Source organism: Anabaena sp. FACHB-83 (assembly GCF_014697485.1).
Taxonomy (GTDB): domain Bacteria; phylum Cyanobacteriota; class Cyanobacteriia; order Cyanobacteriales; family Nostocaceae; genus Nostoc_B.
This window is the reverse complement of record NZ_JACJRY010000027.1, coordinates 64,930-85,904: the sequence shown is the minus strand read 5'-3', so window position 1 is coordinate 85,904 and position 20,975 is coordinate 64,930. Positions and strand designations below refer to the sequence as shown.

The following is a 20,975-nucleotide window of genomic DNA, read 5'->3' as shown; positions in this document are numbered from 1 at the left end:
TATCCATAACAAGGATGGAGTTATTGAGGAGCCGTGTGAAGCGAAAGCCTCATGCACGGTTTTGAAAAAGAGGTAGAAGTAGCAATGCTTTTATCGACTTTAACATGAGCGTATGAGTGCGATGGCCGAACCGCCCAGCGGAGGCGATACCTTCTGGAGTGGCTTCCCCGTAAGGGTAGGGTACACCTACGTTTTTTATTACCTATGTTTGCTTTTTTTACGCAGTGCGTGAGAAGTCCCAACACGCCCGACGTGGTGAATGTACTTTGCAGTTGTCGCCGGGGAAGCATGGCCCAAATCTGCTTGCAAGTCAAAATCAGAAGCTCCATTTTTTTTAGCCAACGTTGCGTGAGTGTGGCGGAGAAAGTGGGCGCTGAACTTAATTCCCGCACAAGCAGAAATTTCCTCCATCATCAGTCGCAACCCGCGATCGCTTAAAGGTTTACCCCTATCCCGCCGACTGGGACTAGGAAACACCGGCTGATCGTTGCTGGCATCCCCACGGTAATCCAGTAGTACCTCACTAGTCTCCGGATCGAGACTAATAGTTCTGGTTTTATTTCGTTTCCCCGTCACAGTTAACAACAGACAATCTCCATCCTCCCGAAACTGCCGCCAAAATAACCCCGGCGTAATTATGCGCTTACCATAATCAGAAGTTTGCCGGGCAATTTCTCCCGCCCTCACCCCACTGTAAAAGACGAGAGTAAACAGCAGCCAATGCATCTTATTAGTGTTGTGTTGCAAGTCTACTGCCATCGCCGCTTTTTCCAACTTAGCAATCTCGCGTTCCGACAGAATCCGCTCTGCAAGCTTATCGTCCCACTGGATGCTTAAGTCCTTGCCCAAGTCGATAGCAAAATAACCAATAGAAGCTCTAGTACCCCATTCCCACAAACTTTTAATCGCCGCCGTGTACTTAGCCGCAGTATTTTTACTAATTCCATAAGTATTTTTCTTTCCCCGTACTGGCTTTTCATCCTTGAGCCAAGCCAGATAAGTGTGTAGATGGAATAACGTTACCATCCTCAAATCAGATATCCCAAACCGCGACTGCATATAATCGACAAGCTCATAACCAATTTGCCGATATGCCCGTCGCGTTTGGTCGCTTTTGATAGTGACAGAATGCACCCATAGCTCAATTAGCTGTTGTGTGGAATTAATTTTCTGGCGGTTGGGAAAATAATAATCCACAAGCGCAACACGAGCTTCATCAAGCGGTAGAGTCACAACCTCAACTGCAAGTGATTCCACGCTTTTGACAGGTAAATTTTCCATAATAAAATTCCCCAACCCCCACTGATAATTATGATGCCGAGAACTGTAATTCCCGGTATCTTTATGATAGTTGTTTCCCAAGCACCACAAAATTAGTCATTGAAAATAATCTATATTGTATATCCGCGGATATCCCGTATGCGATGATGGTATTAGCCGTGTTGGAATACGTGATGGTGGATTATCCACAGATAAATATAAAACTTCTGTCTGAAGAAGATCGGGAGTTGGTGAAGCAGGCCAAGCAGCGTGCTGAGGAGTTGCGCCTCACTTTTAAGGAGTTTGTGCTGAATTGTATTAAACAAGCACTTGTGGAAGAGAGTCCGGATGATGCAGATAGTGCAACTGCTGCCGAAATTGAAGCTTTGAAAGCTCAAATCGCCGCCCTGGAAGAAAAGGTGAATATTCCTTCTGCAACCAAATCGGAAGTACATACCCTCCAGGAGCGGTTAAATCAATTGCGGGTGGGGATTTCAAATGAAATTAAGAAGGATAGGGAGCAACTTGCTTCTTTAACGCTGGCGATCTCCCGACTTGAAAGCCAAATTGAACAGCTAATACCTTCCTTAAATCTTCAGGTGGATGGCGAAGGTAATGCCGACAGTGATAGCGACTGGATTTTTGGGGAAGACTCAGGCAGTTTGGGAGGAGAAGATGTTGAGGGTTTTTGAAATTGCTTGTGCTTGATATCCTTTAAACTATTTTCTAAATCAATCAGCAGCTACTTTCAGTAGATCGAAAACTTTTAGAAGTTGACGAAAGAATTAGGGTTTCAGTCGTTATTGTTGAGACTTTCTATCACAAGCTATTTTTATCTACTTGGAGAAGAGCTAAATGCTGTTGATTATATTTAATAGCTTGAGTGTAGTTTCCCAAGGCGCAACATGCCATACCTAAATAGATTAATATTTGCTCCTGTCCTTCTTGGTCTTGTAATTGTTGTCGGATACGCAAAGATTGTTTGTAGCAATCAATAGCTTGGAAGTGATTGCCTTGAAAATAGTAAGTATTTCCTAAATACCTCAATATGTTTCCTTCTACTCTGGGATGTCGAAGTTCGCGCATAATTTTCAAAGATTGCTGAAGATGTTCAATAGATAGAATGTAATTTCCTAAATTACGATAAACATTTCCAATATTTATCAGTAATTTACCTTCGCTACTAATGTCTCTAATTTCTGGTGCTATCACCAATGCTCTTTGATAATATTGGAGTGCTTTAGTATATTCTTCTTGACTTTCGTAAACTAGTCCTAAATTATTTAAAGCCTCCATTTCACCTGATCGATGTTGGATTGCTTGTGCAATTAGTAAGCGTTTATTATGAAATTCAATGGCCTTCTGTGGTTTGTTTAATGCATTGTGGATAATACCTAAACATCCTAATGCATTTCCTTCGCTTTTAAGATGTTTTAATTCTTGTCCTAAAGCTAAATGTTGTTGATGATATTCTTCTGCTTTAACACAATTTCCTAAGCTTATATAAGCATTTCCTAAATTTCCCAAAGCCATCCGCTCACCCTCACGGTCTTGTAATTGTCGTGCGATAGCTAAATGTTTATGGTGGTATTCTAATGCTAGATTACTGTGACCCAGAGAATCAAAAACAAGTCCAAGATATCCTAAATTTGTTCCAAAGCCTTGAATATCTTTAATTAATAATCTTATTATTAGGGATTGGAATAGATAATTAATAGCTTCATAGTATTTATGTTGAGCATGGTATGCTTTACCTAAGCCAGTTAAACAAATAGCATCTAATCCTATACCTGACTTACCTATAAGCTTTCTATACAAGTCAGATTGCTGTAGATAATATCCCCATGTATCTAGTTGGTCGTGTAATAACTCATTACTTGGAGTATTGAGACGAGTTAAAAGTATTTTTCCTCCTTTTTCCCAAGCTTCCACTTCACATAGATGATAAAAAGCTTCCAGGTAGCCCTTGATTTTTTCTGGATTTGGAGAATCTGACAAAGGTTTATACTTTGTCAGCCAGTTAATTACGGCTCTATAATGTGTACGTTTCCAATTAGGCTTGATACTTTTTATGTTATTTATATTGATTTCCAGTGTTTCTAGAAGTGAGTTTTCAGAAAATTGGAAGTTAAGATAATTTGGCTCTGATTGATATTCAATATTTACCTGCTTGCTCATTTTCGGGTTGATAAAATGCTTTACAGGTTTAAATTAGCCTAAATTTGGAGTATTGCCACAATGCCCTGACATTCTTTGGCTAAAGGTAACTCTAGCTCCGTTAAAATTACTAAAGCCGTACCTTCTCCCTCGCCATCGCCTATTTCTCTTGCAATCACCCAACTCTGCTAGTGGTACTTAGTCGCTTTTTCAGCGAGAGCGATCGCCATCGAGACAGCTCGGTTTTAGCTAAAATCTTGCCGTTTATCCTGAATACTTTATAAGTAAATATAGTTATTGCTAATTTAAGAAAGTTTAGAAACTTATTGTTGCCCCATCTTAATTCATAGCTCACTCCTCAAATAAGTGTTTTCTGAGTGTAACAACAGCTTCTTGACCCTGATTGTCCAGAATGATGACCAGATGTTTCTCTAGCAATTCAACGTACTCTTCAATGCCCAGATCAAAAGCAATTTGAGTCAGCAGCACCATTACTGTCTCTATTTGAGAGGCTTGCAGTGAGTCAAAAATGACCAAACTATTCAGCAAGCTAGAGATAGCTGCATCAAATTGTTTGGACAGTCGGTAGGCATCTCCCAGATTGCACATAGCAGCCGCACACCCCCAACAATCGCCAATTTCCTGAGCAATTTCTATGCTGGCTTGCTGGCATCGAATCGCCTCTTCATACTCACCCAGGCAAGTGTAGGTATTACCCATGTTGCTGAGAGCATAGGCTTCACTCTCGCGGCTTTGAAGTTGGCGAGCGAGTGAGAGCTTTTGTCGAAGGTGTTCTAACGAGGCTTCGTAATTGCCCAAGTCTTTGTAAACCGTACCCATATTACCCAAAGCCTTTTCTTGTCCTTCCAAATAGTTAATCTCACGAGAAATCTCAAGCTGTTGCTCATAGTACTGAAGAGCTGACTGAAAATCCTCTAATGCTGTGCTGACATTGCCTAAACTGCCCAATGTCACTGCTATTGCTTTTTTATCACCGATTTGGGCACTAATTCGTAAACTGCTCTGCAAGAGATCTCTGGCAATTTCGTAGACTCCCAGGTAATAGTGAGCCACTCCTAGGTTTTCTAAGGCATTGGCTTGCCCATCTCGATCGTTCAGTGTCAAAGCGATCTGCAAGTGTTGTTGATGATAGGCAATCGCCTCCTCAAAATTACCCTGCAATCGCTGTAATACACCGACGTTGCCCAGAAGTTGGCCTTCTCCTTTGCGATCGGCTAACTGGCGCGCCAAGTTGAGTGCCTGTTCATAACAAGTACTTGCCGCAGGGTATTGTCCTAACGCCCCATAGACATTTCCCAAATTACAAAGAGCATTCTGTTGGGATTTTGGGTCTGCTAGTTCCTTAGCCAAATCTAAATGCTGGGAATGGTATTCAATGGCTCTGGAATAGTTGCCCAAACTTTGATAAGCTAAACCCAATCCATTCAAACACAGCATTTCTGTCTCTGGAGTCCAATAACCTGAGAGTCGATTGTAAAGCTGGATTTGCTCAGTGTAGTATCCCCATCGCCCTAGCTGAAGGTGGAGTGGATCGATGATAGAACCTTCCAAGTCCTGATTAACAAAATTGATTGACAGCAACATTAACTCAGTTGCCAGTTCCCACGCTGTTACTGCACACAGGTGGTAAAACGATTCCAGCAAGCCTCTCATTTGCTCCAGGTTAGTTGCATCAGATGTTGGCTGATATTTTGTTAGCCAGTTCTTAACAGCTTTATAGTTGGCGCGTTCCAAATGTGAAGCTAGTTGATATCGTCCATCAACAGCAAAAATACCCAAATGAGATAGAATAGAGTTTCCAGCTTGAGCAATATCGTCCGTCTTAAGAAACCTTTCTTCCTGGTTATTCATTGAGCAGCCTCTGTTTCAGTTCTTTGGAGTCTTGAACTAGCAGAATATTGGTTACAACACATTACATGAGCCAGTTACGTTTACCCAATGTCCACATCCAAAATAGAGTTAGTATTCTGAGAACTCTGGCAGGAGCTAAAAGTCCTATTTTGTTATATCTATAAAAACTTAGAAAAAGTTCTTGAGCAGCCTTTAAGTAATTTCTTTTATTCCATTCTACAATTGATAAATTTAGTTGAGAATTAACTATTCCATGTATGCTCTGAGTGGCTTCTCTAATTGATAAAGCCTCTCTAAAACTACTATAGGCTCTGTCTGCTTCATTCTTGTATAGATATATAAAACCCATCAAATCTAAACAATCAGCAATCCCCTTATCAAAATTCTTGATTTTATTCTCATTAAGAGCCGCAATATTGTAGTCTTCAGCTAAAGATATTTCTCTTTTACAAAGAAAGCTAATTGCTAGGTGATGATCGAGCCAAGCAGTTTCACCTTGGTTTTCTATGGCAATAGATTTAGCTTCTTTTAGGTAGGAAATTGATTTATCATAGCCTTCCTTAAGGATTAAATTTAGTAACTTTCCACTCAAAATATCAGTAATATTCAACTTATAACTAAATATTTTGGTTAAAACTATATGAGAAAAACTTAAAGGATGCGTATAGAGCTTACGAGTTACAATTCCTTGATGCCCTACAGGGTAAGAAAGCTTATGAAAAAACTTGTTTTCTTTTCTGATTGCTACTACGGTTGAATAAAGTTCAAAGGCTTTATTAAAATTACACTTCATCATATTGTAAAAAGCAAGGCTTTCAATCAAGTCAGTTTTAATACCTAAGAAATAAGTTTTCAAGACATTCTTATCTTGATTTTTAAGTATCTTCATTGAAAGCCTAATATTGATTAAACCCGAATCATATTTTCCTGCGCGAATTTGGTCTATTCCTAAACGTGCAGTAGCCTCTATAGCTAACGGAGAGTCTTGAGGCAATTTAGCAGCTACTTGTTCAAAAATATAACACGCTTTGCCTAATGAGCCAGACCAAGACAAAGCCTTACCTTCAAGAATTAAAATATCATAATCCTCTACTTCAAAGTTGTTTATTATAAAATTAATTTCTTTAATAACTTCAAATAGTTCTGCGGTCAGACCTTTATATAGAAGGTAATCTTGCAAAGAAACTACCAGGGTATCTGTCGAGCTATTGATACTTACTGGTATATAAAGATTCAATTTGGCAGCTTCTTTGATCTTCAAATTACAAATGTGATGTAGTGCTTCTAGATAACCTCTTACTTTTTCAATAGCAGTAGAATCCGAGTTTGATGTATATCGTTTGAACCAATTCTTTATTGCTTTAAACTGAGCAAGATACAAGCAAGGAATATTTGTAGGATATTGTTGCTCAAGTCTATTTTTAACTACTTCAATTATTTCTTCTATAGCATTTTTAACTTCTACTTTATTTGAATCATTTGCAGTGATTGTATGAAATTCATTTTGATATCTATTCATAATATACATTCAGAATTCTAGATATTTAATATTTGTTTAAGAAATACTTAATTTTTTTAACACTTATTTTTTAACACTTATAATATGTTTTGTTGTTTTTGATTGTTTCCAGTTAAGTTTGTATTCAATTCAGCATCCTGATATTGCTTCAACTCACGATAAATGTTTTCTATACTTGCTAATACTTGTGTCTGCCATTCGGGATGGTTTATTTGCTCAAAAATGCTTAGAGATGCCTGGTAAAATTCTACAGCCTGTTGAAATTGATTGATATTGCCGTAAGCAATACCTAAATTGTAGAGAGCAATGCCTTCGCCAAATAGATCGCCAATCTGGCGTGTAATATTTAGGGCTTCTTGCTGGCACTCAATTCCCTTGGCAATATTACCTTGCAATCTGTGCAGGCCGCCTAGATTCTTGAGAATTCTGGCTTGACGTTGCAACTCACCTACCTCTTGGGCGATCGCCAGTGCTTGCTGGTAACAGTCAATAGCTCGCTCGTAATCGCCAAGATGGTGATAGGGAATACCCAGATTGGATAATGCCCTACTTTCACCACCGCGATCGCCAATCTCTCGCGCAATCTGCAAATCTCTTTGATGACAGACAATAGCTTCTTCATGTTGCCCAATTGCGCTCTTTGCCAGTCCAAGATTGCCAGAGGCTTGTCCCTCCCCAACCTTGTCTCCCAGTTCCTTGGCTAGAGTCAAATCCTGTTGATGATAGTGAATTGCCTGAGAATAATCCCCTAAAGCCTGATAAATGTTGCCCAGACCGCCAGCTGCTGCACTTATCAGCGTAGGACTTTGGATTTCTTGGGCAATAGCCATAGCTCTTTGGTGGACATTGATTCCTTTGGGGTAATCAGCCAAACAGTAATAAAGATGCCCCATTGTGTTGAGAACTGTACTTTCCTGTTCTGGATCTCCAATCTTTTGAGCGATCACTAGGCTTTGCTCAATATAGTGCAACGCTTGCTGATAACTTCCTAATGACTCATGGGCATCACTGAGTTTATGTAGAGCAGATGCCTCCATTCCTCGATCGCCTGTATCCTGCGCTATTTTCAGCACTTGCTCATAGTAGGCAATGGCTGATTGATGCTCTCCTCGAATCTGGCAAATATTCCCCAAATTACTCAGAACAATGCCTGTGGTTCGTTGTTCTCGCATTTCTTGCGCTAGATCCAACGCCTTTTGGTAAAATTCTGATGCCTGATGCATATCTCCTACGAAAAAGGCATCATTCCCCAAACTATTCAGGGTTTTCATAACCAAGACGCGATCGCCCACAGTTTCAGCCAGCCTCAAGCATTGTTGATGATAATCAAAGGCTTGATTAATCTTTCCTAAAGTGCGATAAATGTTCCCCAGGTTGCCTAGTGCTTTGGCCTCCCCCCCACGGTTGCCAATCTGCTGCATAACTGCACGATACTGTTCCAGGCACGCTAGGGCTTCAGGATAACGCCCCAGAGATTGATAAGCTAGTCCTAAATTGCCAAGGGCTTGCCCTACTCCGGCATGAGCGTCTATTTCTCTAGCAATGGCTAAGTCCTGTTGATGACATTCAATTGCCCGATGAAACTCTCCTAGAGCTTGATAAGCCAAACCCAGGTTGCCAAGGGTAGCACCTTCGTGGATGCGATTGCCAACTTCGCACGCGATCGCTAAAGCCTGTTCATAAAACTCAACTGCTTTATTCAGCTCACCCAGAGAGTAGTAAATACTGCCCAAATGTCCGAAAGCCTCACCAACTCTTGCTCGATGTTCATTAGCTTGTGCAATCTTGAGACTTTGTTCGTGACATTCAATTGCCATGAAGTAATCACCCAGGAGATCGTAGACTAACCCTAAGTTCCCCAAAGCAATACCTTCACCGTTGCGATCCTGAACAATAACGGCCAGACCGAGATGTTGTTGATGGTAATAGAGAGCCTGCTGTAAATCTCCGAGTGCCTGATAGGCATTACCAATGCCACTGAAACAGATTGAATCCCAGATATAGCCAGTTTTGTTCCTGAGTTTGCCAATTAATTGCTGATAGACACCGATCTGCTCCTGATAGTATCCCCAGACACCCAGTTGGATATGGAGATTAGCTCGGGTGGGTGTATTTAGAGACATGGAGATTAGATTACTGGCAATTTCCCAAGCATCAATGATGCCAAGGTGATAGAAGGCTTCCAGATAGCCATGCACCTTTTCTAAATTGGAGGCATCTGGTTTGGGTTGATATTTTGTTAACCAGTTTTTTACTGCTCGCTTGTTTGCAATAGCGGTACGGGAAACTTGATCTTGTGGGTTGATAAGCTTCTGTTCAATTTCAGCCCAAAGTTGTTGACCAGATATTACGAAATTAGAGGCAAGAACTTCTTCTACAGCAGCAGTAATTTCATTTTCTACACCAAATGTCATGAGATCTCCGACGGTTAGCAGTCAACCCAATATCTCTATTCTATTGGTTTATCCCGCAGTGTAGAAGTTGCCAGTTGTGCTGCTAAATCCTGACAATCGCGCAAAATAGGTATGTTCAACTCAGTGGCGATCGCACTGTTTCCATGACGAACAAAAATTGCCTACATCACAGAAAATATGCGTTATGAGATTCTTGAGCTAAAGGAATTGGCAAAAACTGAGCAAGATAATGAGCTTGTTTACATGCGGCAATTGCTCTAGCTTTATCATCTATTTTTTCAAAAAGTAGACATAAATAAGAATATGATTGAGCTTCTGTTTCCTTATCTTGAATTTCTTTAGAAATATTTATTGCTTTCTCTAAATATTCTATAGCTTTATCCCATGCTTCCATTTTTCGGAAAAGATTGCCAAGATTACACAATGCAATTGCTTCCCCCGGTTTATCTTGCCTTGAAATTGCTATGTCTAGACGTTGTTGATACATTTTATATGCCTCTTCATACATACCTAATTCAGAATAAACATTGCCTAGATCACCAATCATTTTTGCAATTAAAAAATCTGCTTGTATTCTTTGAGCTATTGATATAGCTTCCTTAATATCACTAATCGTCTTGTTAGCATCTTCTCCTAAATAAAAGTAAGCTATGGCAAGATAGTATAATGATTTGGATTGTAGACGCTCATCTTGGTTACTCTTAGCAATTTCTAAACTTTTTTCAGCATACTCAATTGCTTTATTAAATTTTTCTAGATAAAAATAACAAAAGCTCATATTACAATATATATCACCTACTGGTAAACAATCTAGAAATTGCGTTGCTTTGTATAAACTTTTTTTATAAAAATCAATTGCTAGATTATAATCACCTTTAGAGCTACAAGTAACTCCTAAACAATTAAGTAAGATAGCAGATTTTGTATCGTCTAAAGGTTTATCTAAAAGATGAGAACACAAATCTTCTAATTGCTGATAGTAACCCCAAGTTCGTAATTGCTCAAGTAGATATTCTTGTGTTGGAGTATTTAAGCGACAATGAATTATATTCCATGCACTTTCAACATCTTCAACTGCACATAGATGAAAAAATGCTTCTAATAAACCCTTGCTTTTCTCTAAATTAGAAGCATTTATATTAGGATTATATTTCGTTAGCCAATTAATAACTGCTCTATAGGAAGTTCGTTTTAGACCTTGCTTCATAAGTTTGACTGTGTTGGAATTAATGCCCATTTCAGCCAATATAGTCTCACTGTAAAATAAATTATTCACTGTAGTTCTTAATCGTTAGTTTTTTACTATTTTAAAATGAATATTTTTTTTCAAAAGGTAAATGTTGACTCGTCTAACTCCCTTTCTTTACTCATAATTTTTACCCAGGTATTTTTAAATCTTTGCCACATTTTTAATTAATTCTAGAAAAGCTGTTAAGCAAGAGAATTATTATGTGGATTTTGGCTTATTTGTAACCGCTTTAGCCTACAAAGGATGAAGTGGTATTTAATTGCTAATAAATGTCTCTGGGATTTGTGGCAAAGTTTGATTAGTATAAGTAGAACTTGTTCTTCCCTAAAAATTAAACCAATTTCATGGAAGATTTCCAGTGACAGTTGTAGACAACTCAATGCTTCTGAGTTCCTTCCAAGTTTAGATAAAGATAGCCCTAGATTAACTAAGACTGATGCCTGTCCACAAAAATCGCCAATCTCTTGAGCAATGGCTAATCGTTGTTTATAGTATTCAATCGCTTCAGAATATTGCCCTAGTGCAGCGTATTCAATTCCTATATTTCCCAGTGATTTACCTTCACCATCACGATCCCCAATTATACGAGCAATAACTAATCGTCTCCTTTGATAATCGAGTCCTTGTTCATGTTGGTTCAGCCCACTGTACACAGTTCCAAGATTTCCAAGTGCTATGCTTTCGGTTGCGCGATCTTTTGTTTTCTGGGCAAGTTCTAATTGCTGCTTATAAAACTCAATCGCCTTGTGGTAGTCACCCAAGTAGTTGTAAGCAGTTCCTAAATTTCCAAAAGCGGCACATTCTGAATAACTATCTTCAAGTTTTTGTGCAATGCTTAAAGCTTGTTCTTGTTGTTCAATAGCAGCAGGAAAGTTACCTAGAGCGCAAAAAGCATTTCCTAGATTAGCTCTTGTTCTACATTCTCCTTCGTCGTCATTGACTTCTTGCACAAAAAGCAATTCTCTCTGATGGTACTCAACTGCTTTAGTGTAATTACTCAGCGAGAAATAGGCAATACCTAAATTACAAATTGCGTTAGCTTCTCCACTTTTGTCACTAGTTATCTGTGCAATATCTAAAGCTTTTTGACTATAGAAAATAGACTTTTTATAATCAGCCAAAAATCGATAAGTAGCACTAATATTATTGAGTATATTTGTTGTTACCTGATATTTTTTAAGAGTTTGGTCAATGACTATTCCTTGATTATAGTAAGTTAGTGCTTGATTGTAATTACCTAACCGTGTGTTTGCTTTACCAAGTCCAACTAAACAAACAATATCTACAGAATATTCTATTTTTCCTAAAAGCATCTTATAAAGTTCAATCTGTTCTTGATAGTAACCCCAAGTACCAAGTTGCAAATGCAATTCAACATTTTGATTATTGTTAAGATTTAATGCAAATATTTTGATGGCTTTTTCCCAAGATTCCAGTTCACAAAGATGATGAAAGGCTTCCAGGCAGCCACGAATTTTATCTAGATTAGAAGCGTTTGGCAATGGCTTGTATTTAGTAAGCCAGTTGATGACTGCTCGATACTGTACCTTCTGCCAACGTGAAAGTTGGCTGCGTTTCAGTGTATCTAAGTTAATGCCCAAGTCATTCAACATTGATTGACTAGAAGGGAGGAACTCAACTGAGTACATAATTTTTTACTTACCCCTCTGGCTATGCCTGTGCCAAATTCTGAAGAACTTTTGAATATGGTTTAATGTTATTGAGCGAATCTATATCAATATTTATTTGTTTAAGAACTGATGCACTGGAAGGTATAACACTTTTCATATTTTTCTATGACTTGCTTTGCAATATAGAAACTGACAGTTGCGCTGCTAGCTCCTGACAATCTTGCAAGAGAGGTATATTCAACTCAGTAGCGATCGCTAGTGCTTCATTGGAGTATTTCATTGCTTGCTCCAGTTGTCCTAATTTTTTATGCAATTCTGCAAGACTCCGCAGTACCAATGCCTCATTTGCCAAGAAATGAATTGCTTTGGATTTTTCCAATGCTGTGAGCAAATACTGTTGGGCTTGTGAGTATTGTTCCAGTTGTAGCAAAGTTGTTCCCAAGTTACCCAGCATTGTGGCTTCGCCTCGTTGGTTTTGCAGTTCCTGAGCTAATTCCAGACTTTGTTGATAAAACTCAAGTGCCTGTTCATACTGCCCAACACAAAAGGCAGTGTCACCTAGACCTGCCAGGGCAAGACGTTCTTGGTCGCGGTCATTTGTTTCCCAGGCAATTTCTAAACTCTGCTGATGACATTGTATCGCTTTGGTATAGTCCTCCAGCCCCAGGTAGGCATTGCCTAAATGTCCCAAAATTGTGCTTTCACTACCGCGATCGCCAATCTCTTGGGCAATCCTCAATGCTTGCTGATGATACTCAGCTGCCTGTTCATAGTTACCCTGAGCATCATCAATTAATCCTAAACCTGTAAGTGCTTGACTTTCACATCTGCGGTCTTGAATTTCCCGGCTAATTTGCAGGCTTTGAGAGTAGCAGGTATTTGCTTGGGAGTAGTTACCCTGGGAGAAGTAAGCGTTGCCTAGCGTACAGAGTGAAGCTGCCTGCCCTCGTCGATCCTGAAGTTCTCTGGCAAGGGTCAGGCTCAACTGGTGATATTCAATAGCTTCAACAGCATAACCCAAATGCTGGTAAGTATTACCCAGGTTGCCTAACGCATTTCCTTCTGCCTGACGGTCGCCGGCTTCACGAGCGATCGCCAAGTGCTGTTGATGATGCTCAATTGCTTTGATAAAATCTCCCAAACCTGCATAAGCATTGCCCAGATTACCCAAGGCTTCCCCTTCTCCCCGACGATTTTGATGAGTTCGAGCTAGTTCTAACGCCTGTTGATGACAAGTAACAGCCTGCTGATAATCTCCCAGCCCGTAGTATGCCAACCCCAAATTGCCAAGGAACATTTGCTCTGCCCGGTAGTCTTGAAGCTGTTGCAGAATGTTTAAACTTTGCTGGAGATAATCAATTGCATCGGTGTATTGCCCTTGATAATAGTAGTTGAGTCCAATATTTCCTAGCGCATACCCTTGCGATTGTGGGTCTTGGTTCGCTGCCGCAATTTCTGCATGTTGTTGTTGCAGGGCGATCGCTTCTGCATAGTCTCCACGGGCAGTATGAACGTTGGCTAAACCGTTCAAACAAACGGTATCCCATGCTGGATCGACCTTAAACAGGAGGTTTTCGTAAAGTTTAGCCTGCTCGGTGTAATAACCCCAAGTCTTTAATTGGTTGTGAAATTCTTCGAGTGTAGGTGTATTCAGGTTAACGGATATTAATGCGCTGGCTGCCTTCCTATTATCTGCTTCACACAAATGGTAAAAGGATTCCAGATAGCCTTTAACCTGTTCTAGATTCTGGGTGTCATGGGGCTGGTGATACTTGGTGAGCCAGTTGATTACTGCTCGATAATGAACTCGGTGCGGGTTGTATCGGTTTACCTTCAAGTCTTCTGAATTGATTCCTAACTCTGCTAGAACCGATTGTCCCGAAGGTATGACTGATGCAACTGTCAGTGGAATTGTTTGTCCTAAAGCTTGATATGATTGCCGCAATCCAACTAGTGCGTTCAACTCCAGCGATAGGTGGTGAATTTCTTGGGCGATCGCTAGCCCTTGCTGAGTATAATCGATTGCCAGATTGCACTGCTTCAGTTCTAGATAGGTGCGTCCTAAACTGATAGCAGAAGATGCAATTAGCCAGCGATCGTTAATGGATTGGGCAATTTCCAAACACTGATGATGAGATGCCAGCATTTGCTCATATTGCCCATCCTCAGCTTCTAGTTTCTGATAAACCCAGCCTAGACTGAATAGTGCGATCGCTTGTGAATGATGGTCAGAAATCTTTTGAGAAATTGCTAAACTCTGCTGATAGCAATTTAGAGCATCAGTGTATTGTTCTTTAGAGTAATAGAGACTACCCAGTTTAGTTAATAGTTTTATCTGAGCTACAATATTTTTCTCATCTATTGCTATAGCCAAATTTTGAGAAATATTTATTAACTCAAAGTTGCCTTCCATGTTAATTAGTTTCTCCGCAAATAACTGTAAGTAATAGTAGGATTTAAATGAAAAAAATACTTGATAATTGAAACTTCACAAGCGTAAACACTGACTATTTTTTCTGTGAAGAGCATATTACGTTATCAGGAACTTATTGATTAATAAACTGATATTCGGGAAAAATAACTGGTGATAAATTTGAGCAATTTTATACAGCTATCCCAAACTTTTATCAGAAAGCTTTTGACTGTTTGACCATCATTGTTACTATTGTTAAGTTGTTTAACTGAAATGGATAAATATTGTTGATGATAATATCTAGATGTTCTACGATCTCCTACGGCTTCATATACGGCTGCTAAATTCTTTAAAGCTACCTCTTCTCCACGGCGATAGCCAAGCTGTTGAAGAATCTTGAGACCATCTTGAAAATATTTAGCAGCATCTGTGTATTCTTTGATAGCAAAAAAATTGCTACCTATATTCAGAAGTAGCAATCCTTCTCTTAGTTGGTTTCCAATAGTTTGAGCAACACTCAGGCTTTTTCGATAGTAATCGATTGCTCTTTCATAAACTCCTATCTCATTATAAACGTTGCCCAAGTTTCCTGTGGCTACTAATTCACCCTCTAGTTCACCTGATTCTTGAGCAATATCTAGTCGGTTTTGATATAGCTCAAGAGCTTTATCATATTGCTTTAATCTAAAATAAACTCCTCCCAAATTATTGAGTGCTTTTCCTTGACCCTGTTGATTACCAATAGTTCTAAAAACCTGAAGACCTTGTTCAAGCCACTCAATTGCTTCATCAAACTTTTCGATGTTTTTATAGGCAACTCCTATGTTAACTAGAGAACCCGCTTCTCCTTCTAAATCTTTGAATTCTTGCGCTATATCTAAAGTCTTCCGCCAACATGTAATTGCTTCAGAGTAGTTGCCTTGATCGTGATAAACACTACCTAATTCACCTAAAACAGTAGCTTCTCCGTGCAAATCTTTTAACTCCCTACTGAGTTCTAAACTTTTCTCAAAAAGTTCAATTGCCTTTGTGTAATCTCCAGCAGAGTAGTAAACAGTCCCAAGATTCTTTAAAGATGCTGCTTCTCCCTCCTGGTTTTTACTTTTCTGCTCCTGGGCTAAACCTCGACTATGATAATCAATAGCTAAAGAATAATTGCCTACTGTAAAATAAGCATTCGCAATGCCGTTGAGAAAAATAGTATTTTCACTAAAACTATCCTCGCTTAAAAGTCTTGTATAAAGCTCAATCTGTTTTTGATAATAACCCCATGTAGCCAGTTGATTATGTAAATCTTCACCAGTAGGTGTTTTCATCGGGACAAGGAGTATTTTGCTTGCTTGTATCCAAGCTTCTGCGTCACAAAGATGATGAAATGACTCTAAGAGAAAATGTACTTTATTTAAATTAGATGCATTTGGACTGAGCTTATACTCTTTGGTTAGCCAATTGATTGCTGCTTTGTAATTTGTGCGTTTCACTGGCTCTAGAGATTTCAAAATAGATAGATCAATGCCTATTTCGTCCAAAATTAGTTTGCTAAGATGAGAAATATCACTCATAACTTCAATCTAGGTGTTTTAGGTTTTCTAGAGATACACTACGAATTAAATTGTGTTGCCTCAACAGGAGTTGGTCATTCTCAATCGATTCTTCAACTAAATAACGTTCTCTCAGAGTTCCCAATGCTGCCCTCTGCTCATCTTCATTTTGCTCCCAGTCCTCTAAGTGACTTAACCAGAAACCTTCGGGGACAGCACAGCGATAGACTGAAGTTTCACACAGCATGATGTAAGCCCATTTAGCATCTTCTTGCAACCGCTTGAAGGTTTTATTCAGGCGCGATCGCACATTCCGCCTCAGCGTTTTTGTAAACCGATCCAGTTGCCATTTATCATCTACGCCAATAGAGTTTCCTTCTTGAGCTTCAGCGATCGCCTTTTCCACCTCCTCCACTTCATTGCCATATCTGTTCCAGTACGCCGACACATTTCCATTAAAGGGTTTGTTTTTGATTTCTCCTGCTATGACCTTTAGTGCCAAAGGATGTCCCTCGTATGCACTACCAACCCGTTCTAAATACGTTCTACTGGTGGAGTTAGGGCTTACGTCTAGCTCAGTTTTTTCAAATAAAGCAATTTGTTCAGATTTCTCCAGACCACTTAAGGTTTGACAGTACCAAAAATTTTGCGATCGCGTACCCACTTCTTCAATTTGTCCAGGTAAATCTTGAGAAGTCAATATAAAACGGCTTTCACAGGATTCTGCTTTCAGGTAGCTATCAAAGAATTTCAGCCACCATTCATCTTTAAAGTTGCTCCATCCTTCATCTTCATTGCCCTGTAAGATGTTTTCTAGGGAGTCCATTTGCACGAGGTAGCGATTCTCACGCAGATATGTAATGAGCCGATTCAGAAGCCGTTGTGGATCTTTGCGATCGTCGGGAGTAATCATTTCTCCCCATTTTTCCAGCCAACGAGCAGCAACACTGGCAAAATCGGAAGTTTGCTGTTCATCATCAAAGTTTTCTTTGTAATAATGTGACCAGTCATTTTCAAACCAGTCAGCAACTTCTACCGCCAGTCGTTCACCGAGAGCCGTTTTACCAATTCCTGTAATACCAACCAGAATTAGCAGTCGGCAGTGACGACGAATGCGCTCGCTCAATTCTCGAATCAGGCTATCACGACCAACCCAAGAATCATCATAAGCGAAGAAGTTGGGAGAATTTGACTGAATCCACCGATTCGCTGGAGGAGGGTCGATATCCTCTGTCTTTCGGAGGGATTCATTTACGGGATGCAGAGCTTGCTCAACAGAATTTAGCTCATCTTCCAGCTGCTTGAGTTGTTTCTCTTCTTCTTGAATCTGTTTTTCCAACTGAAACTTGATAGCTATCCCTGACTCAATCACCAATGCCTGTCGAAGTTGCTGCAATTTCTCACTTCTAAGATTCCACTCAGCCTGAAGTGACTCTTGTCTCTGCTCCAACCGCTGTTTTTGTTGAAGATTCATGGTTAAAATTGTAGGTTCTTGATGGGGTTGACGAGGATTTTGGGATGCTATTTTTGTCACAGTGCTACTGACAATGGCTCTTTCAAGCTCCAAAGCTAAATCTGTCAATCGCTGATGACGTTCATCCGCCTCATCTATCTGCTCGCTTAATAGTCTTACAAACAGCACAAGGGCATTTTCTTTGGTATCGCTGCGATGCTTGTCACTCAGGAAGGCAATTAAATTATCTACCCTGCTAGTAAGGCTCTGGGCTTGGGGTAAGCTAGAATGCCAAGGACGGAGCGGCTCATAAATAAAAATTGCTCTGAGAGAGCGATCGCTCTCAAATTGCTCGCATTCTAAAAGTGCTTGACGCAATCGGTTGAGCAGTTGTGGGGGGATACCAGCCATATCTCCGTCTAAATACCTGATAAATACATTAAATTATATATGGAAAATTTAGTTGCGATATTTTACGCCACATCAACATAGCAATTCGATGGATGATAATTCCTGAGATAATTGTTTACTTAAGCCCCGGTAACTTCCAATCACGCACAACCTTAGTAATAGCATCGCGAGTAGCCTCTGCTCCAAAGCCCCAAGCTAGCAAGGTAAAATAATCACTCCAGCCATTAGCACCAAACATAGGTTGGCTAGCATAAAGTTGTCCAAATCCTGCTCCTGCCAGAAGTCCTACAGCGATCGCATAACTTAACCAGTTAAACCAATATATATTCCGGGCAGCTTGTATCGGACTTGGTTGTGTAGAAATGACTTCAGGAACTGGGTTGGGAAGCGTAGGTGGTGTAGTGTAGTTGGCATCCCTAGCTGTAATTTGAGTACCTCCAGGTTCAGCAGGTGGTTGTTGTTTAATTTCTTTGTCTAATTCGTCAATTGCATTGTTAACTTTTGTCTGCCAATCCTCGACAGCTTTTTTATCGCTTGGAGAAAGTTCGTCTAGGTCGTTCTGTAAACCCTGTGATATGCGTCTGAGGGACTCATCCTTGTGTGGTACTAACTGAGTTAATTCATTTCTCAGGATATTGAACTGTTCGAGTTTAGCTTGACCTTGTTTGTACCAGGTGATTTGTTGTCTTAAATAATCTAAATCTTCGCGTAACTTTTGGGTAGCTTCTTTGTCAGCTGCTTGTCGTTTTGCGTTTTCCAATTGGCTACGTACCGCTTGCACGTAAGACGCATTACTATTGAGAGCTTCAAGGCTATCAAATAACTCAGATAAATAGTTTACCAGCGCTACCCAGTCTTCTCTTTCTTTTCGCCATTTATCCCAAACTGTTTGTGCTTGGGTTACTGCTTGCCGTGCTTCATCCCAACGTTTGGCAGCCAAAGTTGTTTCTACATCTATTAAGTATCCAGCGATTTTTCCTTGGAATGATTGTGCCAATTCGGAGTCAGCTTGCATTTGGGTGCGGATGCGACCAACTTGTACTACGATTTCGTCGCGAGGAATACCATCACTGCGATAGGCTGAAACTCCAATTCCCAGTCCTACACCTAATAAAAGCACAAACAAAGGTAACAGCCAGTGGTCTTTAATCCGCACGATGACTGGAACGGACAACTCACCATTGTCATAAACCACAAGCAATTGACCGCTATACTCCCCACTACGGATGCTGTCGAAATTTAACTCTACTGGAATTGTTATAGCTTGTTTGGGCTGTACTGATTTTGTCGATAGAGTTGGGCGAATTGCACTAGCAGAGACAACAGCAGACGAATCAGCTCGATTTAAGTCCAAGGTGATGACCTGCAAATTAGCGATCGCCTCATTTGTCTGAATCAGCAGATGGCGTTTAACAGGTGGGCATTTTAAAAAAACTGGACATTGCGTTCCCACCACCGTCAAACTGGAGGGGTTTAGGGTAACTTTTGGTTCAGCTTGGACTGGTGGTACTACCAATATTAAACCCAGAGTTAGCATGAATAACCCTATCATGGTTTTTTGACTGCGCTTCATGCCAACCCTCCTGATTATTTAGCTTTTACATACCTCGTCGCTGGGACAATATTATAGCTAAATTGGTAATTTTTTCGAGAAAATTATGATTTTTTAGAGTTTTATATGCTACCTGTGCCTAACCTGGATTATTGCGATAATCCGCTAATATAATGTCCCCTAACCCCTCAGTGTAAGCAGTCGGTTCTTGAATAATGCCACCATTTTGCACACTCCAACGCCTGAGACTATCTAATACATAAGTCTTAATATCGTCCACAGTCACAAAACGCTTGCTACCCCTATCTGCTTTACCGTTGAGTGCTTCTAGCAGATAGTAAGTAAACACCCCAAACTTTTTATCTTGTGACTCTTGCGCTTTTTGTTGGGCTGTGCTGGCAGCAATTAAAGCAAAACCCTCAGCTAACTCATAAGCATTATGAATAAACTGCGGGTCGTCAATGTCCCTGCCCGTTTCTACTCCCATGTGGCAAGCATCCAGCGTCAGCACCAAACGCTTTGCTTTACTGGAACGCATATGTCGCTTTACTTCTTCTAGGGATAGTCCAGTTTTTTCCAATGTTGGTGAACGAGTATTATTTACTATCAGTACAGGCATTCCATTGAAAAGCTTTCCGTGACAAGCAAAATGCACTAACAATAGATCATCTGGTTCGACCATTTGACAAAGTTGAATTAACTCTGCTTCTACATTGTCGCGGGTAGGGAAGCGGGAGTTACCGTGTCCAAGCTTGTCGTTTAAGCAAACAACTGTGTAGTTGAGTGCTTTGAGTCTCTCTTCTAATGCCAGCACATCATCTACGCAGAAATTTAAGCGGCTAAAGTTAGGGTCGTTATAGCTGTTGACACCTACCAAAAGTGCCCAGCGATTTTTTATCGGGCGAAGTTCTGGTGCTTGGTTATTTGTTTGTACTGCATTACCTCTTGGATTAATTCCTGGTTGATTTATTGCTTGAGGTTCATTTCTAGTTGATGTACTTCCAAGGGCATTTTCCAGTTCGACTGCTAAATCTGCCAGTTGTTGATGGCGTTCATCTTCTTGATCTATTAAACTGCTTAACGAACGCAAGAGTAGGACAAGGGCATTCTCTTGGGTATTACTGCGACGTTTGTCAACTAAAAAGCCAATTACATTATCTACTCTGCTAGTAAGGCTATCTGCCTGGGGTACGCTCGAACGCCAAGGTCTGAGAGGTTCGTAGCTGTTAAAAACAGACCGGAGTTGGCGATCGCTCTCAAATTGTTCGCATTCTAAAAGCGCTTGACGTAATCGGTTAAGCAGTTGTGAGGGGATACCTACCATATCTCCGTTTAAATGCCTGATAAATATATAAAATTGTACATGGAGAATCTAGCTGCAACATTCTGCGCTACATCAACACTTTGCAAAAGTGCAAAGTGTTGATTACAAAGGATATAAAGGTTGCTTGGGAACTTCAGTTAAGGTAAAACTTTACAATGATACGCTACATTAGTCTCAAT

At 40.1% G+C, this 20,975-nt stretch carries 13 protein-coding genes; 1 reads left to right on the top strand and 12 read right to left on the bottom strand.

The window, feature by feature from the left end:
• Window positions 1-198: 198 nt before the first annotated feature.
• A complete protein-coding gene (locus tag H6G79_RS25150) occupies window positions 199-1,281 on the bottom strand; it encodes a site-specific integrase (protein ID WP_190592758.1) in 1,083 nt (360 codons plus the stop codon).
• A gap of 176 nt (window positions 1,282-1,457) precedes the next feature.
• On the opposite strand from H6G79_RS25150, the gene H6G79_RS25145 reads away from it, so the two are divergent.
• Window positions 1,458-1,952, top strand: coding sequence for a hypothetical protein (locus tag H6G79_RS25145; protein ID WP_190582721.1), 495 nt, complete (start codon window positions 1,458-1,460; stop codon window positions 1,950-1,952).
• A 127-nt stretch (window positions 1,953-2,079) separates the two neighbouring features.
• Here the strand turns inward: H6G79_RS25145 and H6G79_RS25140 are convergent, their stop codons facing one another.
• The 11 genes from H6G79_RS25140 to H6G79_RS25090 all read right to left on the bottom strand — a co-directional run bounded on the left by H6G79_RS25140 (window position 2,080) and on the right by H6G79_RS25090 (window position 20,796).
• Window positions 2,080-3,438 carry a tetratricopeptide repeat protein gene (locus H6G79_RS25140; protein ID WP_190582644.1) on the bottom strand — a complete coding sequence of 453 codons (1,359 nt, stop codon included), beginning with the start codon at window positions 3,436-3,438 and terminating at the stop codon, window positions 2,080-2,082.
• A 330-nt stretch (window positions 3,439-3,768) separates the two neighbouring features.
• Window positions 3,769-5,289, bottom strand: coding sequence for a tetratricopeptide repeat protein (locus tag H6G79_RS25135; RefSeq protein ID WP_190592757.1), 1,521 nt, complete (start codon window positions 5,287-5,289; stop codon window positions 3,769-3,771).
• A gap of 61 nt (window positions 5,290-5,350) precedes the next feature.
• Complete coding sequence (locus tag H6G79_RS25130) at window positions 5,351-6,808, bottom strand: hypothetical protein (RefSeq protein ID WP_190582640.1); 1,458 nt, start codon at window positions 6,806-6,808, stop codon at window positions 5,351-5,353.
• Between the two features lie 77 nt (window positions 6,809-6,885).
• Window positions 6,886-9,222 (bottom strand): tetratricopeptide repeat protein, encoded by a 2,337-nt coding sequence (locus H6G79_RS25125; RefSeq protein WP_190582638.1) that lies wholly within the window; start codon window positions 9,220-9,222, stop codon window positions 6,886-6,888.
• Between the two features lie 166 nt (window positions 9,223-9,388).
• Window positions 9,389-10,498, bottom strand: coding sequence for a tetratricopeptide repeat protein (locus H6G79_RS25120; protein WP_190592756.1), 1,110 nt, complete (start codon window positions 10,496-10,498; stop codon window positions 9,389-9,391).
• 155 nt (window positions 10,499-10,653) lie between these two features.
• A complete protein-coding gene (locus H6G79_RS25115; RefSeq protein ID WP_190592755.1) occupies window positions 10,654-12,120 on the bottom strand; it encodes a tetratricopeptide repeat protein in 1,467 nt (488 codons plus the stop codon).
• Between the two features lie 145 nt (window positions 12,121-12,265).
• A complete protein-coding gene (locus tag H6G79_RS25110; protein ID WP_190582632.1) occupies window positions 12,266-14,515 on the bottom strand; it encodes a tetratricopeptide repeat protein in 2,250 nt (749 codons plus the stop codon).
• A 140-nt stretch (window positions 14,516-14,655) separates the two neighbouring features.
• A complete protein-coding gene (locus H6G79_RS25105) occupies window positions 14,656-16,077 on the bottom strand; it encodes a tetratricopeptide repeat protein (RefSeq protein WP_190582630.1) in 1,422 nt (473 codons plus the stop codon).
• 4 nt (window positions 16,078-16,081) lie between these two features.
• Window positions 16,082-17,920 (bottom strand): hypothetical protein, encoded by a 1,839-nt coding sequence (locus H6G79_RS36385; protein WP_199334061.1) that lies wholly within the window; start codon window positions 17,918-17,920, stop codon window positions 16,082-16,084.
• Between the two features lie 115 nt (window positions 17,921-18,035).
• The gene (locus tag H6G79_RS25095) at window positions 18,036-19,493 is read right to left on the bottom strand and encodes a hypothetical protein (RefSeq protein ID WP_190592754.1); all 1,458 of its coding nucleotides are present in this window, start codon (window positions 19,491-19,493) and stop codon (window positions 18,036-18,038) included.
• 118 nt (window positions 19,494-19,611) lie between these two features.
• Complete coding sequence (locus H6G79_RS25090; RefSeq protein WP_190592753.1) at window positions 19,612-20,796, bottom strand: caspase family protein; 1,185 nt, start codon at window positions 20,794-20,796, stop codon at window positions 19,612-19,614.
• Window positions 20,797-20,975 lie beyond the last annotated feature (179 nt).

Coding starts and splice junctions, on each gene's coding strand:
- H6G79_RS25150 (WP_190592758.1), bottom strand. CDS start 1,281: ATGGAAAATTTACCTGTCAAAAGCGTGGAATCACTTGCAGTTGAGGTT.
- H6G79_RS25140 (WP_190582644.1), bottom strand. CDS start 3,438: ATGAGCAAGCAGGTAAATATTGAATATCAATCAGAGCCAAATTATCTT.
- H6G79_RS25135 (WP_190592757.1), bottom strand. CDS start 5,289: ATGAATAACCAGGAAGAAAGGTTTCTTAAGACGGACGATATTGCTCAA.
- H6G79_RS25130 (WP_190582640.1), bottom strand. CDS start 6,808: ATGAATAGATATCAAAATGAATTTCATACAATCACTGCAAATGATTCA.
- H6G79_RS25125 (WP_190582638.1), bottom strand. CDS start 9,222: ATGACATTTGGTGTAGAAAATGAAATTACTGCTGCTGTAGAAGAAGTT.
- H6G79_RS25115 (WP_190592755.1), bottom strand. CDS start 12,120: ATGTACTCAGTTGAGTTCCTCCCTTCTAGTCAATCAATGTTGAATGAC.
- H6G79_RS25110 (WP_190582632.1), bottom strand. CDS start 14,515: ATGGAAGGCAACTTTGAGTTAATAAATATTTCTCAAAATTTGGCTATA.
- H6G79_RS25105 (WP_190582630.1), bottom strand. CDS start 16,077: ATGAGTGATATTTCTCATCTTAGCAAACTAATTTTGGACGAAATAGGC.
- H6G79_RS36385 (WP_199334061.1), bottom strand. CDS start 17,920: ATGGCTGGTATCCCCCCACAACTGCTCAACCGATTGCGTCAAGCACTT.
- H6G79_RS25095 (WP_190592754.1), bottom strand. CDS start 19,493: ATGAAGCGCAGTCAAAAAACCATGATAGGGTTATTCATGCTAACTCTG.
- H6G79_RS25090 (WP_190592753.1), bottom strand. CDS start 20,796: ATGGTAGGTATCCCCTCACAACTGCTTAACCGATTACGTCAAGCGCTT.